Source organism: Enterococcus faecalis, assembly GCF_029024925.1.
Classification (GTDB): Bacteria; Bacillota; Bacilli; order Lactobacillales; family Enterococcaceae; genus Enterococcus; species Enterococcus faecalis.
On record NZ_CP118962.1, the window covers coordinates 1,730,668 to 1,746,416 of the forward strand.

The window sequence follows — 15,749 nt, forward strand, 5'->3', positions numbered from 1 at the left end:
ACTCTCTCTTCGCAGACAGATGAAACTTACTCGTTCCTTCGTAGATTTTTAATATTATCTATAAACTACTAAAGTTCTCTTAGAAAGTCAAGGGTTTCCGACAGGAAAATCAATTATTTTTCTCGTGTATCAATCACAATGGTCACTGGACCATCATTGGTCAACGACACTTGCATATCCGCGCCAAATTCTCCTGTGGCTACCTCTATTCCTTCTGCTTCTAATTGTTGATTAAATAATTCATACAAAGGAATCGCCACATCTGGACGAGCCGCTTCAATAAAACTGGGACGATTGCCTTTTTTAGTTTTTGCATAGAGGGTAAATTGAGAGATACTCAAAATTGATCCTTCAATCTCTTGAATACTGCGATTCATTTTTCCTTCGTCATCTTCAAAAACACGTAATTTACTGATTTTGCCAACAACATAAGCCACATCTTCTGGCGTGTCTTCTTGATGGATGCCCACCAGCACCATGAAGCCTTGTTTGATTTGTCCCACTATCTGCTCTTCTATCGCAACTTGTGCTTGACTGACTCTTTGAATAACTACTTTCATCTTTTTTGCCTCACTTTTAACACTTACCCATTGGTTCGACGAACACTATAAACATCTGGTACACTTTTAATTTTGTCAACGATGGTTTTTAAATGAGAAAGGTTTTGAATTTTCACAGTGACATGAATCTGGGCCATCTTATCTTTGGATGGACGAGCTTCAACGCCGACTAAATTTTTTGTCATCGAACTAATGACTTGTAAAACATCACTCAGTAAGCCACTACGATCATAGCCGTAAATCTCCAAATCGGCAGCGTATTCTTTGCGACTGTGCTCGGTATCTTCCCACTCAACTTCAATTAGACGTTGTGCTAATTCTTCTTGATGTTGTACGTTAGGACAGTCCGCACGATGAATTGAAACGCCCCGTCCTTTGGTAATGTAACCAACGATTTCATCACCAGGCACTGGATTACAACAGCGGCTTAAACGAATCAATAGGTTGTCCACCCCTTGAATCACGATGCCGCCTTCATGACGAACTTTCATTTTTTCTGATTCTTTTTTAGCTGGCTGATTTAACAACTCTTCTGCTTCTTGGCGTTGACGTTCCAACTCTTGTTCGCGGCGTTCTTTTTCTGTTAAACGATTGCACACTACTTGCGCACTTACTTCGCCATAACCTACTGCCGCAAATAAATCATCTTCCGTTTGAAATTTAAATTTATCTAGCACTTCCGCCATTTTATTCTTCGTTAAAAATTCTTTCGGTGTAAAGCCGATTTCTGTCATGTATTTAATGACAGCATCATGCCCTTTAATAATGTTATCTTCACGGTCTTGTTCTTTAAAGAAACGTTTGATTTTATTTTTGGCTTTACTTGTTTTAACCATTTTCAGCCAGTCGCGACTAGGTCCGAAAGAATTCGGTGATGTTAGGACTTCAATAATATCCCCATTTTTTAGGACATAGTCTAACTGTACCATTTTGCCGTTGACCTTCGCACCGGTTGTTTTATTCCCAATTTCAGTATGGATACTGTAAGCAAAATCTAGTGGTCCGGAGCCTTTTGGCAGTTCGGTTACATCTCCACTTGGCGTAAAGACATAGACTTTGTCGCTAAAAATGTCTTCTTTCACACCTTGCATAAATTCAGAAGCATCATAGCTTTCATCTTGTAATTCAATAATTTCATGGAACCAATCGACTTGCTTCGTCAGTTCATCTGTTTCAATTTTTTCCGCTTTGCCTTCTTTATAGGCCCAGTGAGCCGCCACCCCAAATTCGGCGATTTGGTGCATCTCATGCGTCCGAATTTGGACCTCTACTGGATTCCCTTTTGGTCCAATAACTGTCGTATGGATAGATTGATACATATTCGCTTTTGGCATAGCAATATAATCTTTAAAGCGACCTGGCATTGGTGTCCAACGCGTATGAATCGCCCCTAACACGGCATAGCAATCTTTAATGGAATCGACAATAACACGAATCGCTAATAAGTCATAGATTTCATTAAATTGTTTCTTTTGGTCCTTCATTTTACGATAGATTGAATAAATATGTTTTGGTCGACCATATATTTCTGCGTAAATTTCTAAATCTTCCGTAGCTAAACGAATATCTTCGACTGCTTCTGCCACATAAGCTTCACGTTCATCGCGTTTGCTTTGCATCAAATTAACAATTCGATAGTATTGGTTGGGGTTAATATAACGTAAGGCAGTATCTTCTAATTCCCATTTAATTCGACTAATCCCTAAGCGATGTGCTAAAGGCGCATAAATTTCTAAAGTTTCTTGCGCAATCCGTCGTTGCTTATCTTCACGTAAATGTTTTAATGTGCGCATATTGTGCAAACGATCGGCTAGTTTCACCATAATGACCCGTAAATCTTGCGCCATTGCCAATAACATTTTCCGATGGTTTTCGGCTAATTGTTCTTCATGAGATTTATATTTAATTTTTCCTAGTTTCGTTACGCCATCGACTAACATTGCGATGTCTTCGCCAAATTCTTCTTTTAAATCGTCCAGTGTTACGTCCGTATCTTCGACAACATCATGTAAAAATCCTGTTGCTACAGTATGGGGATCCATATGTAATTCAGCCAGAATGCCTGCCACTTGAATCGGATGGATGATGTAAGGTTCACCTGATTGTCGGACTTGACCTTCGTGTGCTTTTTCAGCATAAGTTAATGCTTTTTGAACCAACTCAACATGTTCTGGTCCCATATAGGTACTTACAATTTTGATGACCGCTGGGCCTGTCAGTATTTCTTCTTTTGGCATGGTATTCACTCCTCTATGAAGGTGACCTTTGGATAAAGAACACTTCGTTCACGTTTTATCTATTTTAATAAAAAAGAAAAGTACCACTTGAAACAGTAGCACTTTCAACAACTCTATTATACTAAATTTCCCTTAAATTTCAATCACTGTCGCTTTTTTACTCTCTGTTTATTCAAAGAGAATGCCTACAAGAATTTTACAGGCGGGCTTTCGTTTAATTTAAAAGTTCCATTTGGTAGCTAACCGCACTTAAAAGATACAACGGTGCTGTTTCTGCTCGTAAAATTCTCGGACCCAACCCGCAAAGTTTCGCCCCAGCCTGCAGAAATTGTTCAATTTCTTGCGGTGCAAAGCCACCTTCAGGTCCAAAGAGCACACACAAACATGCGCCTGGCTGGCAAGTGGATAATACTTGTGCTAATTGACTTTTTTCTCCTTGTTTTGCTGATTCTTCATACGCAACCAAGACTGTGTCATATGAGTCAAATTGCGCAATGATTTCTTGTGTTTTTTCCACCAAAGAAACACTTGGTGTCTGCTGCCGATGCGATTGCTCCGCCGCTTCTGTGGCAATTTTTTGTAATCTTTTTTCTTTGGCTGCTCTTTTTTTGTGGTCCCATTTGACAACGGAAGTTTTCGCAGGAAAGCCGATAAACTGATTGCCACCTAGCTCCGTGCCTTTTTGAACAATCCATTCTAACTTGTCCCCTTTTGGTAACCCACACGCAATCGTCACTTCAATTGGCAATTCTTTGTCCATTTCTTCTTTACTAATTTCTTTAAAGTAAACAGATGTTGAATCAATTTCCACAATCTCAGCTAAAATGGCAGTTTTATTTTGAAATACTAAATAACAACGATCATTCGGCGTCATTCGCATAACTCGCACAATATGATGATAGTTTTCATCTGCGACTTTATACAAATCTTTTTCTTGATAATCTTCTTTCATGAAATACCGTTGCATTTTACTCTTCCTCTGGTTTCTTCAAGATAATCGCATACCAATCGCCTTGATTAAAGAGTTGGTCCACCACAAACCCGACTTTCGTTAGTGCTTCTAAAACCATTGCTTTTTTATCTTCAATAATTCCAGAAATAATGAAGGTACCGTCTTGTTTTAGCAAACGCCAAGCATCTTCAATCATTAACACAATAATATCTGCCAAAATATTTGCGACGATTACATCAGCAGAATGGTCAATCCCTTTTAGTAAATCATTGGCTGACACATGAACATCGGCCGCAATGGGATTTAAATCCATATTTTCTTTTGCCGCTGCAACTGCTACTTCATCTAAATCATATGCGTAGACGTCTTTAGCCCCTAAATAGCGACTTGCAATACTCAAAACACCAGAACCCGTTCCTACATCTAGAACTGTTTCGCCACCACGTAAAACAGTTTCTAAAGCTTGCAAGGTTAAACGAGTCGTTGGATGCGTGCCTGTACCGAAAGCCATGCCCGGATCCAATGTGATAATTTTTTCTGCTTCATCTTGTGCGTGATAGGCTTCCCAACTTGGCACAATCGTTAAGAATCGTGTGACACGGACAGGATGATAATATTTTTTCCAAGCAGTTGCCCAGTCGCTTTCTGCTACTTCACTAATTGTCATTTCGTTTTTACCAATGGATAAGCCGTACTCTGGCAAGCGTAAAATATTTTCTTTCATAAATGGTAAAATTTCTGGTAAGAAGGTTGTTTCAGGAAAATAAGCCATCACAATCGCCCCTTCTTTAATGTGGGTGAATTGCTCTTTATCTAAAATTTCCCCATACAGATCACTTTCAAAATTTTCAATGTCCAACGCATCTTCAATGGCCACGCCACTTGCACCAGCTTCCATCATAATGTTTGAAATTGCTTCAACTGCTTCGCTAGCCGTTTCTACTTTTACTTCTGTCCACTTCATGTTCTCACCTCTAAATTAATAACTTGGATACGCAATCCATTGTTCTTTTTCTGTTTCTGCCACTTTTTTAATCATCGCTTCAAAATCTGCTGGCTCCCAATGCAATTCAAAAACTTCCGCTGTTTCATCTGATAAAAAGTCTAACAAATCACTTTGCCCTTCATCTAAAACCACTTTTAAATAGTGAATGAATCCGTCTAAAACTGCTTTGCGTAGCCCTTTTTTTCCTTCATAAGGAATTGTGACTAAATACTCTTCGTCATCAACGACTGACTTTTGCGGATTGTAAAATAACAAACCATCTTCAAATTCAATGAATTCTTCTTCTGAAAGCGTACCATCAACATCATCAATCGCCACTTGCTCATTGTTTTCTGCATATAAACGAACAATGACTTCGATGGTATGGTTTTTACGATCCCAATCAAGGCCTACTTCGTAATCTCCTAAGTGTTTTTCAAGTTGTTCCTCTAAGTATGTGAGCATTGTTGCTTTTTTCATTTTCTTCATCCTTCCAGCCAAAATCTATTTGGTCTACTGCTGTTCTTTTTTGTTTAGAAATATATGGATTGCCAGCCACGACGTATCTTAAAGGCAATTCTGTCCAACGACCTTTATTGGGAATTCCAATTCGTGGTAGTGCCTCAATTTTTTTCGGAAATTTTCGTTTTTCTGGCACAAGCCGTAACGAACTAGAAAAAATCGACTGCCCATATAATTGCTTATCAATTCCTAAGGCTGCAACTAATTTACCTGGTCCATTGGTCAATTCCACGCCTTGACGTCCTTGGCGATTTTCAATCATTTTGTCTACACCTTCAACAGGTTCAATCGCGCGGATCATCACCCCTTGTGGTTTGCCTTGTTCTTGTGTCACCATATTTAAAATTAAATGCGTGTGCATAGTATATAAATAAATCGTGCCTGGTTTGTCATACATGGCTTGTAAGCGTGGCGTTTTTCTCAAGCCAAAGCTATGGGCCGCCTCATCATCAGGACCTAAATAAGCTTCTGCATCCACAATGTACCCACCTAAAACGCCTGTTGCTGTTTCGTGCTCTAAATACATCCCTAACAAGTATTGCGCCACTTCTTCAGTTGTTTTTGTGTTAAAGATATTTATCGTTTCTTTCATTTCTTTCACCACTCCCTATCATACACGAAACCTTCCGCTATATCCATCTAAAACCCAAAAAACCACCAAAAAGCGAATGTACGTTCTTTATGTTATAATAAGATGATTATGAAAAAGGAGGTCCTTTTATGCAACAACCTTTAGCCTATCGAATGCGACCTCGTCACTTAGACGAAGTAGTTGGTCAACAACATTTAGTCGGCCCTGGTAAAATTATTCGTCGGATGGTCGAAGCCAAAATGCTTTCATCGATGATTCTTTATGGGCCGCCTGGCACTGGAAAAACCAGTATTGCCAGCGCAATCGCTGGTTCAACAAATTATGCCTTTCGCATGTTGAACGCGGCCACAGACACCAAAAAAGATTTACAAATCGTTGCTGAAGAAGCCAAAATGAGTGGCACAGTGATTTTACTGCTTGATGAAATTCACCGATTAGATAAAACAAAACAAGATTTTTTGCTCCCTCATTTAGAAAACGGACGAATTATTATGATTGGAGCCACTACCGAAAATCCATATATTACAATTAACCCTGCGATTCGTAGTCGCACGCAAATTTTTGAAGTAAAGCCCTTAACGGAAACAGACATTCAGCAAGCGATTCAAGAAGCCTTAACCGATAGCACACGTGGCTTAGGCGATTATCCCGTCCACTTAGAAGAAAAAGCATTACAACATTTGACACGCGCAACGAACGGTGACTTACGTAGTGCGCTAAATGGACTAGAATTAGCTGTTAAATCAACACCCAAAAATGAACAAGGCGAAATTAAGATCACCTTACCGATTATTGAAGAGTGCGTGCAACGAAAAGCCTTAACCCATGATAAAGATGGCGATGCCCATTATGACGTGATTTCCGCTTTCCAAAAGTCGATCCGAGGAAGCGATGTAGATGCTGCACTTCATTATTTGGGTCGCTTAGTTGAAGCAGGTGATTTACCGATTATTTGTCGTCGTTTAATGGTCATTGCTTATGAGGATATCGGTCTTGGGAATCCTGCGGCCGCCGCTCGGACAGTCACCGCTGTTCAAGCCGCCGAAAAGCTAGGGTTTCCAGAAGCTAGGATTCCTCTAGCTAGTGTCGTCATTGATTTATGTTTATCGCCAAAATCAAATTCTGCAGTCACAGCGATTGATGCTGCTTTGGCAGATATTCGACAAGGCTCTGTGGGAGACGTTCCTGATCATTTGCGTGATGCCCACTATGCTGGAGCCAAAGAATTAAACCGTGGCATTGGTTATCAATACCCACATAATTTTGAAAACGGTTGGGTCAATCAGCAATACTTACCTGACAAATTAAAAGAGGCACGTTATTACGAACCGATTGATATTGGTAAATATGAACAAGCCTTACATCAGCAACTCAAGCGTATCCAAGAATGGAAACAGAAAAAATAACAAAATAATACGCTTTCAAAAAAAGAAACAATCTCGTTGCCGATTTTGAGAGAGTATGCTATTATAAAGATGGTAAATCTGTGATGTACGCGTTGTCCTTTCACTGTGTTGACCGAACATTTTTATTGATATCTAGGGATCCTGCTTGTATCAAAGTTGGTAACATGCCTTTTCTTTTGGTAGTTCAATACTGCGATCGAGGAACCCACCTGCTTATCTTGCGGGTTCAATACTCTAGGACGATTACCGGCATCGACGGATTTTACCATTTTTATGAAGATTTCTAAACAATTTGCTCTGGCAAGTTGTTTTTTTTTGGAGGACAAGATGATTCGTATACTCGTACTATTACTCGCCGTTGTCACAGGCGTAGCCAGTTATTATTTGATGAAGAAAAGTGCAGCTTTTTTACCACTCTTAAAAAAAGAAACTGCAACAGAAAGTCAACAGTTTATCGAACGTTTTGGGCGTTATTACTTGATTATCGCCATTCTAGGTGTTCTAGCGGCTATTTTTAATCGCCCGTTATTGTCAATTGGTTTTATCTTTTTTGTTTTATTACTTTCAACGTTATTTAGTTTAACTTTTGCAAAAAAAATGTCATAAAAGACGATGAATTTAAAGAGGTCGGGACAGAAGTGTTTAACTCCGAGAAATAAGAAGGAATTTCCGAAAATTGTTCTTTAATTTTTGGAGAATTTCGGCTTATTTCCGAAGGAGTTGCTTCTGTTTCCGCCGTTTATCAATTTTTAAGCCTGGGACAAAAATCCAAAGTGATTTTTGTCCCAGGTTCTTTTTTTACAAAAAAATGCCAATATTCAGAAAAAAAAGAAGCGGTTTCAGTTTCTTTTTTTCTTTGTTTGTTTTACAATTATTATAGAAACAATTAATGATTTTTTTACGCTGAAAGGAGCGGTTATTATGTTACAACAATATCAAAAAATTATGATAGCAATCGATGGTTCTGACGAAGCAGACTTAGCCTTTAAAAAAGCGGTCAACGTCGCTAAACGAAACGATGCTGAATTACTATTAGCACATGTTGTTGATACGCGCTCTTTCCAATCAGTGTCCTCTTTTGATGGTGCGCTAGCAGAAGAAGCAATGTCAATGGCAAAAGAAACCTTAGACACCTACCAACAACAAGCGGTGGATATGGGACAAACAAAAGTCTCTAGCGTTCTAGCCTATGGTTCTCCTAAGAACATTATTGCCAAAGAATTACCAAAAGAATACAACATTGATTTAATTATGTTAGGAGCAACTGGATTAAATGCCGTTGAGCGTTTATTTATTGGCTCTGTCTCTGAATCAGTTATCCGTAACGCTAGTTGCGATGTTCTCGTTGTACGGACGGATTTAGACAACAAATTACCAAAAAATGAAGAAAAATAAAAAATAAAAAGAAACTGAGCCAACTATCAAAAGTGATAGTTGGCTCAGTTTCTTTTTATTTACCTATTAAGCACACCTTGTGAGAGCATCTCACAAGGTGTGTTCGTTTAATTATTTTAGACGTTCTACGTCACGGGCAATCATTAACTCTTCATCAGTTGGTACTAATAGAAGCTTGATTTTTGAATCATCAGTTGAGATAACTGCTTCTTCACCGTGTACATTATTTTTGTCATCATCGATTTCACAACCAAACCAAGTCATGCCATCAATAATATCTTTACGAACGCCAACTGCATTTTCACCGATTCCAGCAGTAAAGACAATCGCATCAACGCCATTCATAACAGTGACATAGCTACCAATGTATTTACGAATACGATCGATAAAAATGTTGTATGCTGTTTGAACTTCAGGTTTATCTAAGTTTGATTGTATATCGCGCATGTCGCTTGATAAACCATTTGTTAAACCTAATAAACCAGATTTTTTGTTTAAAATATCAACCATGTCTTGTACATCAGTCAAGCCAAGTTTTGTCATTAAATAAGGTAATAGTGACGCATCAACATCCCCTGAACGAGTCCCCATTGTAACGCCAGCAAGAGGAGTGAAGCCCATTGATGTATCGACTGATTTACCACCATCAACTGCAGTGATTGAAGCACCATTTCCTAAGTGACAAGTGATAATTTTCAAGTCTTCAATTGGACGACCTAACATTTCTGCAGCACGTTGAGAGACATAACGATGACTTGTTCCATGTGCCCCATATTTACGTGCAGCAAATTTTTCATAGTATTCACGCGGTACACTATACAAATAGTTGTGTTCTGGCATTGTTGTGTGGAACGACGTATCAAAGACTGCCACGCTAATGATTTCTGGTAAGATATGTTTAAATGCTTTAATCCCCATCGCATTCGCTGGGTTGTGTAAAGGTGCTAATTCAGATAAAGCTTCAATTTTTTCTAATACTTCGTCTGTAATAACAACAGAATCTTTAAATTCTTCTCCACCAGCAACTACACGGTGACCAACACCAGTAATTTCATCATAAGAACCTAAAATGTTTAAGTCGATTAATTGGTCTAGTAACATTTTTACTGCCACTTCATGGTTATCAATATCAACAATTACTTCATATTTTTGTCCTTCACCATATTTAATTGTGAAGATAGAATCTTTTAAGCCAATACGTTCAACGATTCCTTTAGCGATCACTTCTTCATTTGGCATTTGGTATAATTGCCATTTTAAACTTGAACTACCTGCATTAATTGCAATTGTTTTAGACATAATTTTCTCCTCTTCGTTACTATTTTATTTTAAATTTGAAGCTTTCCAAGCTTCAAATTGTTTAAAGAACTCCGTTACTTTATTGATATCTTTCAAAGAGGCAAGTTTTGCTAACAAAACTTCCTTCACTTGCTCAGCATCTGCACCCTTGTTTTGAACAAGCAAGATACTTTTACGTGATTGTTCTGACTTAAACAATTCATCAGGTAACTGTATCATTCCTTGTAAATAGACGTTTTTTGTCAACCAATTTTTAAAGAATTCACTTTGCTCAGTCTCTAAAATATTGGTTGGGATTAAGAATAAGCCGAACCCTGCTGGTTTCACGTATTTCATGGCTTGTTCCATTAATAAATGATGCGCATAACTATGGCCTTCCTCCGCAGCAGCAGCAAATCCCTTTGCTCGCTCATCATTTGGATAATAGCCAATCGGCAAGTCACTTAATGCTAAATCAACTGGATCCAATAACAAATCTTGCAATCCGTCTTGATGGAACAACTGAATATTAGCTTGTGACCAAGCATTGTTCACAGAAGATACCGCCAAAAGTGTTTCATCGATATCCACACCATAACCAGAAACTTTGTAACCAGCTGTTTCAAGGTTTAGCAGAACCGTTAACAGTAAATTTCCCATTCCTGAAGCAGGATCTAAAATTTTTAATGGCTCTGATTTATTTGTTAATTGTTCTACTAAATAAACAAACAAAAAGCCAATACCGTCTGGCGTCAATTGATGATTTGCTTGAAGCTGCTCTTTTCTCGTTCCTTTTAACAAAAGTAATTGGGACAAGCGTCGCACATCTTCAGGAGCTAAATCAATTTTTTTAATCGTATGATACAGCGTTTCTAATTGTTTCACTGTCTCTGGATTAGGTACTCCGTCAAGTACTCGTACTTGAAAATCATCTAAAATATTTTCACCATTTTCAATATACGCATCTAAAAAAGAAGTATCCAATGACTGTTGCAATAACTGGATTGCTTGTTCCATTGGCTCGAAAGCCTCTTCAATTTTTTCTGGGAACAAATTAGCACCTCTATTCTATTCAAAATGTAACAACTTCCATACCTGTTTTATTTTAACGAAAAAAGAAAGAATAATCAATGCCTTTACTGTCTTTCTTCTAAAATCTAATAATTTGTAGAAAAACAACGCTATTCCAGCATTGTTTCCGCTTTTTTTTGATGAGAAACTCTCTCTTGATATTGGTATTTTCGACCAGATTTGTTTAATAAAACAGTTATTCTTAATTGTTCATTTTTATATGTATAATCGAGGGTTACTTGCTCGTACATGAGCTTTTCTTCTGTTTTTAACTTTCGTCTATTTTGTTTAACATCTGCAAGAAATAAATGAAGGATACTTTTCCCTGCATAGTATTCCTGGGTAGCTTGCGTAAATTTTTGTGTTAACTGACGTTCTTCTAGTAACTGAAGGGCGAGAAAACTCATCAAATAAACAAAGGCCATGGCCGTGAACAATAAGTTTCCTGAATATTTTTGCCTCATTAAAATTCTCCCTTTATCGGAAAAAAACTATCAAATGTTTTTCCAGAAGTAAAAGTAACTTCCAAAGTAAACGATTGTCCTTCATTTTTAAACTGTCCATTTTTGATACCAATTAACAGCGGTTGATAGCCTTTACCATTGACTCGCTTAATAATTTTATCTTCTTTGATTTGAATTGAAATAGTCTTGTTTGTTTCTGAGTCGAGGAAAGAAATCTCTTGAGCAGAGCCTGTTTGGAAAACGAGCTTTTGACATTCTTTTTCTAATTGAATTAAAAAAATATGCCAGGATTTCGAATCATTGTTTTTCAAATATTGATTTCCGATAAAACTTTGTTGAATCATCAACTGAAACAATTGACACATACAACTTAAAACGACTAGTGCCACTAAACACTCTAACATTGTAAAACCCGCATATTTTTTATTGACCAATCAAAATCGCTCCTCTTGAATCTGTGACTTTTAGTATCCTTCTTCCCTCGTTCTCCATCAAAGAAAATCGGTAAGTTTCTCCTTGATATATCCGCTCTTTGAAACGTAAATCACCCGTCTGCTCTAAAAATAAAATTGCTTCGTATCCTAGACGAGTGCGCGTTAATTCTTGCTCCCGTTGATAATTTTGCTGAATTAATTGTGTAATAGTCAGGGAGAATATCCCTGCTACCACACATACAATACTAAAACTAACGAGACTCTCTAATAAAATAAAACCGCTATAAATAGTTAATTTTCTTCGTATATTTGCCACTCCCCATCTGGAAATTCCGTAACAATTTAAGGAACAAAAACATCATACAATACGCATTAAATAGCTGTTTTGTCATTTTTGATAATCTAAGATATGTAAATAATACCGCAAATCTGTGGTAAATTTTGTGGTAAAAATACACGTATGAGTATTTGACATTTTATTGAGTTTAGAATACGGCTAACTGAAATAGTTTGCCTACAAGGCGACTACGAAAAAAAGACCTTATTCTTAAAAGAATGGAGGTCTTTTTTGTATTATAATAATAAGCACACCAACTGACTTTTAGGCTTTTGTTTCAATTTTGTAAGTCAATCGTTAGATATATCAATGGATAAGTAGAATATTTCATTCTATTCTCTTTTTGAGGTGAATATAATGAAAAAAATAATTAAACATTTTATGAAACCTGTTGAAATTTTTGAAACATTAGATGATGACATTGGGATGTTTTTAATCATTTCTATTTGCACAGCTCTGATCTTTACTTTCTTTAGTAAATAAAAAATGTGTTAAATAAATTCTCAGATACTTTCCGCAGTATATCAAATTAGGAAGTCAAAAATATCTCAAAAGAATTGACTTTTCATACAACGTATTTTTATGGATCATACAGGACTCGAACTGCAGTGCAAAAAAAATCAAGCTTTTTTAAGCGGCTTATTTCCTATGCTGAACTGGAGATAAGCCGTTTAATTTTTGCTTAATTCTACTATATGCTATACCAGTAAATATATTCGTGCAAAACCTGAATAAATTGTTTAATAAATTCAAACTAAAATAAAAAACTGAAACAAATTACTACAAAGAAATAATGTCCTTTACTAATTTTGCAAATTCAATATCCCCATTAAATGGATGAACATATTTGTAGAATTCCCCACCATTTTCTAAAAAATAGTTTCTGTTTTCGTGTTCCAATTCTTCTATTGTTTCTAGACAGTCTACAACAAACCCTGGTGCAACAATTAATATATTTTTAATACCTTTTGATGGTAATTTTTTCAAGGTATCATCAGTTGCTGGTTTTAACCATTCAGATGGCCCAAATTTCGATTGATAGGTTTGATAATAAGGAATATCTCCTAATTTATCCATTATTAATTTTGTTGTTTTAGTACATTCCTCCGGGTAGTTATCCCCATCTTTTACATAAGACATAGGAATTCCGTGGTATGAAAAAACGATAGCATCTATTGGACTTTCATTCAAAGCTTCATTTATTTTTTTTGAAAAGTAACCTATATACTGTGGATTATTGTAAAATGATCGAATAAATTTAATATCCACTATCCTATCACTTTTTATAAAATAATTCATAACGGAATCAAACACTGATCCTACCGTTGTCCCAGAGTATTGCGGATACATTGGTATGACATTGAGTTCTTCAATCTCTTTTGATAATAATGTATCTAGAGCAGTTTCTATACTCGGTTCACTGTATGACATTCCAATTGTAACTTCCACTTCTGGACATATATTTTTCAAATTTTCCATTTGTTTCTCAGTATATTCCAAAAGAGGAAATCCATTTTCAGTACAAATTTTTTGATAGAGTTTTGCTGATTTTTTTGGACGTATATTCAAAATAATACCGTTCAAAATCGGTTTCCAAATTATAGGATGTATTTTTATTACTCTTCTATCTGATAAAAAAGTTTTTAAATACTTCCTTACTTCCGTCTTGGAAGAATCTTTTGGTGTTCCTAAATTCACTAAGAGAATTCCTGTTCTTTTCAAAATAATTCACTACCTGTCTAATTCTATTATCGACCATGATGAATTCGAACCATCGACCGAATGGTCATGAGCCTTTTGCTCTAACCAGCTGAGCTAATGGTCCAAGTAATAACTAGCTTATTGGGGATAAAATAGTTCTTACTGGTTATAGCTTAATATATAATAATTTTACTTTACTGATTTTCAATTTTCAACAAAAAAACGACCGTCTTATTGAGAAAAGGCGGTCTGCGTAAAAAATAAGAGTTTAAATATGTATCAATATTTTACAATATCTATTTTTTTAGTTCAATATTTTTATGTAAAAAGATGCCGCCTCATTGGGGAAAGGCGGCAAGAGGTAGTAATAAAATGAAAAATAAAATTGTTTGGTAAAGATATTTTACCGCTTTCTTTTTTAAATTTCAAGTTTTCATTTTACAAAACAATTGTATTTTATTTATAATTCAAATATACAATTATAAATAAACACCTACTAAACATACACAACTTGGGGAAGTACTGTGCGTCTTCAGTAGGTGTTTTCTATATACACATGATAATTTCGTTTTAACTACTATGATAAATTCGAACAATCAACCGAATGATTACGAACCATTTGCTCTAACTAGCTAACAATTTTTAAATAAAAATAACAGATCCTTTAACACGTAAAGAATCTGTTTAGAAAAAAGAGCATGCCATAAATCCTTGTCTTAAGTTTAACACAAAGACCCTAATCTAAACTAAGGTCTTTTAATTGATACATCGATAATAGTTTCTCATAACTAATTACTGTTTTTTCTTTTTTGTTTTTTGGCTTAGAACTGTCTATAATGTTAATTACTGCTGAATTAATTAATAAAACAGCTATTATACCACTTCTAATTTCTTTTCTGTAAATAAATGATACTTTCTGTCCTTCTTCAAACTGTTTACTTTTATCTGATGGTATAACTTCTTTCCATTTTCCAAATCCCATATGATGATCTCCTTTCGTTTTCAACATTCAGAGCCTATCAATTTAATCTTATAAAAAAAACGTTCCAATTAAATTGGAACGTTTTACCAAAACCTTTATTATGCTTTAAAAATATTAACAGCTTGCATACCGCGCTGTCCTTCTTCAATATCAAAAGTTACTGCTTGTCCTTCTTCTAATGACTTAAAACCATCCGCTTGAATTGCTGAAAAATGAGCAAATACGTCATTGCCATCTTCACCTGTAATAAATCCAAAACCTTTGTCTGAGTTAAACCACTTTACTGTACCGTTGTTCATATATGTTTCCTCCTTGTGCATACCCTGTATGCGATTTGTTGCAAAAAATGTTTGATAAGCAAAAGGAGAATTATAGTCTTATGTATAGCGCTCTCGTTACATGTCAAAATTGATTACTTATTTATAATACCATACTATTTCCTATAAAGCAAATGAGTGTATTAAAACATGATGGACCAATACTATAAAAAGGTTATAATCCATCTACTCTAGACATGAAATATAAATATACGATACAAAAACCCCCTTGCACAATTATGATACAAGGGGCCTGTAGTCTTTTACTACAAGTAATTGCTTTATTATTCTAGCAAATTAGTTTTGTTAATTCAACCAATAAAATTATTCACAACTTATTAACAAAATTGTGTTTGGCTTTAAATTAGAACTGGGATATTAAGGAATATCGCTAAAGTAGCTGTACTACAATTTTCCACTTATTTAAAAGGAAACTGTTCTCAAGTAATAGTAGCTTAGAAATAGGCTAATTCTATTTTTTATTAGGATAAATTCCGTACACATTATCCTTTTCAT

17 protein-coding genes, 1 tRNA gene and 1 other RNA gene are annotated in these 15,749 nt (G+C 35.9%); 4 read left to right on the forward strand and 15 right to left on the reverse strand.

The annotated features are described in order from the left end of the window. Nucleotides 1-113: 113 nt before the first annotated feature. From dtd to PYW42_RS08530, 6 genes are all read right to left on the reverse strand, one after another. On the reverse strand, nt 114-560 hold the full coding sequence (gene dtd, locus PYW42_RS08505) for a D-aminoacyl-tRNA deacylase (RefSeq protein WP_002400677.1): 447 nt from the start codon (nt 558-560) through the stop codon (nt 114-116). 23 nt (nt 561-583) lie between these two features. Then, a complete protein-coding gene (locus tag PYW42_RS08510; RefSeq protein WP_002357079.1) occupies nt 584-2,797 on the reverse strand; it encodes a RelA/SpoT family protein in 2,214 nt (737 codons plus the stop codon). Nucleotides 2,798-3,011: 214 nt separating this feature from the next. Next, nucleotides 3,012-3,764, reverse strand: a complete 753-nt coding sequence (locus PYW42_RS08515; RefSeq protein WP_010816132.1) for a 16S rRNA (uracil(1498)-N(3))-methyltransferase — start codon at nt 3,762-3,764, stop codon at nt 3,012-3,014. A 1-nt stretch (nt 3,765) separates the two neighbouring features. Beyond that, nucleotides 3,766-4,713 (reverse strand): 50S ribosomal protein L11 methyltransferase, encoded by a 948-nt coding sequence (gene prmA / locus PYW42_RS08520; protein WP_002357075.1) that lies wholly within the window; start codon nt 4,711-4,713, stop codon nt 3,766-3,768. 15 nt (nt 4,714-4,728) lie between these two features. After that, nucleotides 4,729-5,214, reverse strand: a complete 486-nt coding sequence (locus PYW42_RS08525; RefSeq protein ID WP_002388170.1) for a DUF3013 family protein — start codon at nt 5,212-5,214, stop codon at nt 4,729-4,731. Beyond that, entirely contained in the window at nt 5,171-5,848 is a 678-nt protein-coding gene (locus tag PYW42_RS08530) for a DNA-3-methyladenine glycosylase (protein ID WP_002364174.1), read from the reverse strand. Before PYW42_RS08530 ends, PYW42_RS08525 begins: the two co-directional genes overlap by 44 nt. A gap of 128 nt (nt 5,849-5,976) precedes the next feature. Here PYW42_RS08530 and PYW42_RS08535 point away from each other — a divergent pair, with 128 nt between their 5' ends. From PYW42_RS08535 to PYW42_RS08550, 4 genes are all read left to right on the forward strand, one after another. Next, nucleotides 5,977-7,254: a replication-associated recombination protein A gene (locus PYW42_RS08535; protein WP_002360030.1), complete on the forward strand. Its 1,278-nt coding sequence runs from the start codon at nt 5,977-5,979 to the stop codon at nt 7,252-7,254. A gap of 72 nt (nt 7,255-7,326) precedes the next feature. Further along, nucleotides 7,327-7,520, forward strand: a non-coding RNA gene (gene ssrS / locus PYW42_RS08540) — 6S RNA. A 7-nt stretch (nt 7,521-7,527) separates the two neighbouring features. Then, nucleotides 7,528-7,860: a hypothetical protein gene (locus PYW42_RS08545; RefSeq protein ID WP_002357068.1), complete on the forward strand. Its 333-nt coding sequence runs from the start codon at nt 7,528-7,530 to the stop codon at nt 7,858-7,860. A 315-nt stretch (nt 7,861-8,175) separates the two neighbouring features. Beyond that, nucleotides 8,176-8,649, forward strand: a complete 474-nt coding sequence (locus PYW42_RS08550; protein WP_002357065.1) for a universal stress protein — start codon at nt 8,176-8,178, stop codon at nt 8,647-8,649. Between the two features lie 111 nt (nt 8,650-8,760). Here the strand turns inward: PYW42_RS08550 and PYW42_RS08555 are convergent, their stop codons facing one another. The 9 genes from PYW42_RS08555 to PYW42_RS08595 form a co-directional block, all read right to left on the reverse strand. Next, nucleotides 8,761-9,948, reverse strand: coding sequence for an acetate/propionate family kinase (locus tag PYW42_RS08555; RefSeq protein ID WP_002357064.1), 1,188 nt, complete (start codon nt 9,946-9,948; stop codon nt 8,761-8,763). Between the two features lie 24 nt (nt 9,949-9,972). After that, nucleotides 9,973-10,980, reverse strand: coding sequence for a class I SAM-dependent methyltransferase (locus tag PYW42_RS08560; RefSeq protein ID WP_002357063.1), 1,008 nt, complete (start codon nt 10,978-10,980; stop codon nt 9,973-9,975). A 128-nt stretch (nt 10,981-11,108) separates the two neighbouring features. Further along, entirely contained in the window at nt 11,109-11,462 is a 354-nt protein-coding gene (comGG, locus tag PYW42_RS08565) for a competence type IV pilus minor pilin ComGG (protein ID WP_002362054.1), read from the reverse strand. Further along, complete coding sequence (gene comGF / locus PYW42_RS08570) at nt 11,462-11,896, reverse strand: competence type IV pilus minor pilin ComGF (protein WP_002357060.1); 435 nt, start codon at nt 11,894-11,896, stop codon at nt 11,462-11,464. Before comGF ends, comGG begins: the two co-directional genes overlap by 1 nt. After that, nucleotides 11,886-12,212, reverse strand: a complete 327-nt coding sequence (locus PYW42_RS08575; protein WP_010775953.1) for a type II secretion system protein — start codon at nt 12,210-12,212, stop codon at nt 11,886-11,888. The genes comGF and PYW42_RS08575 overlap by 11 nt, the downstream gene beginning before the upstream one ends. An 801-nt stretch (nt 12,213-13,013) precedes the next feature. After that, the gene (gene hemH, locus PYW42_RS08580; RefSeq protein WP_002357056.1) at nt 13,014-13,955 is read right to left on the reverse strand and encodes a ferrochelatase; all 942 of its coding nucleotides are present in this window, start codon (nt 13,953-13,955) and stop codon (nt 13,014-13,016) included. Between the two features lie 29 nt (nt 13,956-13,984). After that, nucleotides 13,985-14,058 (reverse strand) — tRNA-Ile (locus PYW42_RS08585). 612 nt (nt 14,059-14,670) lie between these two features. Then, nucleotides 14,671-14,943 carry a hypothetical protein gene (locus PYW42_RS08590; protein ID WP_002370964.1) on the reverse strand — a complete coding sequence of 91 codons (273 nt, stop codon included), beginning with the start codon at nt 14,941-14,943 and terminating at the stop codon, nt 14,671-14,673. A gap of 71 nt (nt 14,944-15,014) precedes the next feature. Then, nucleotides 15,015-15,215 (reverse strand): cold-shock protein, encoded by a 201-nt coding sequence (locus PYW42_RS08595; protein ID WP_002357053.1) that lies wholly within the window; start codon nt 15,213-15,215, stop codon nt 15,015-15,017. Nucleotides 15,216-15,749 lie beyond the last annotated feature (534 nt).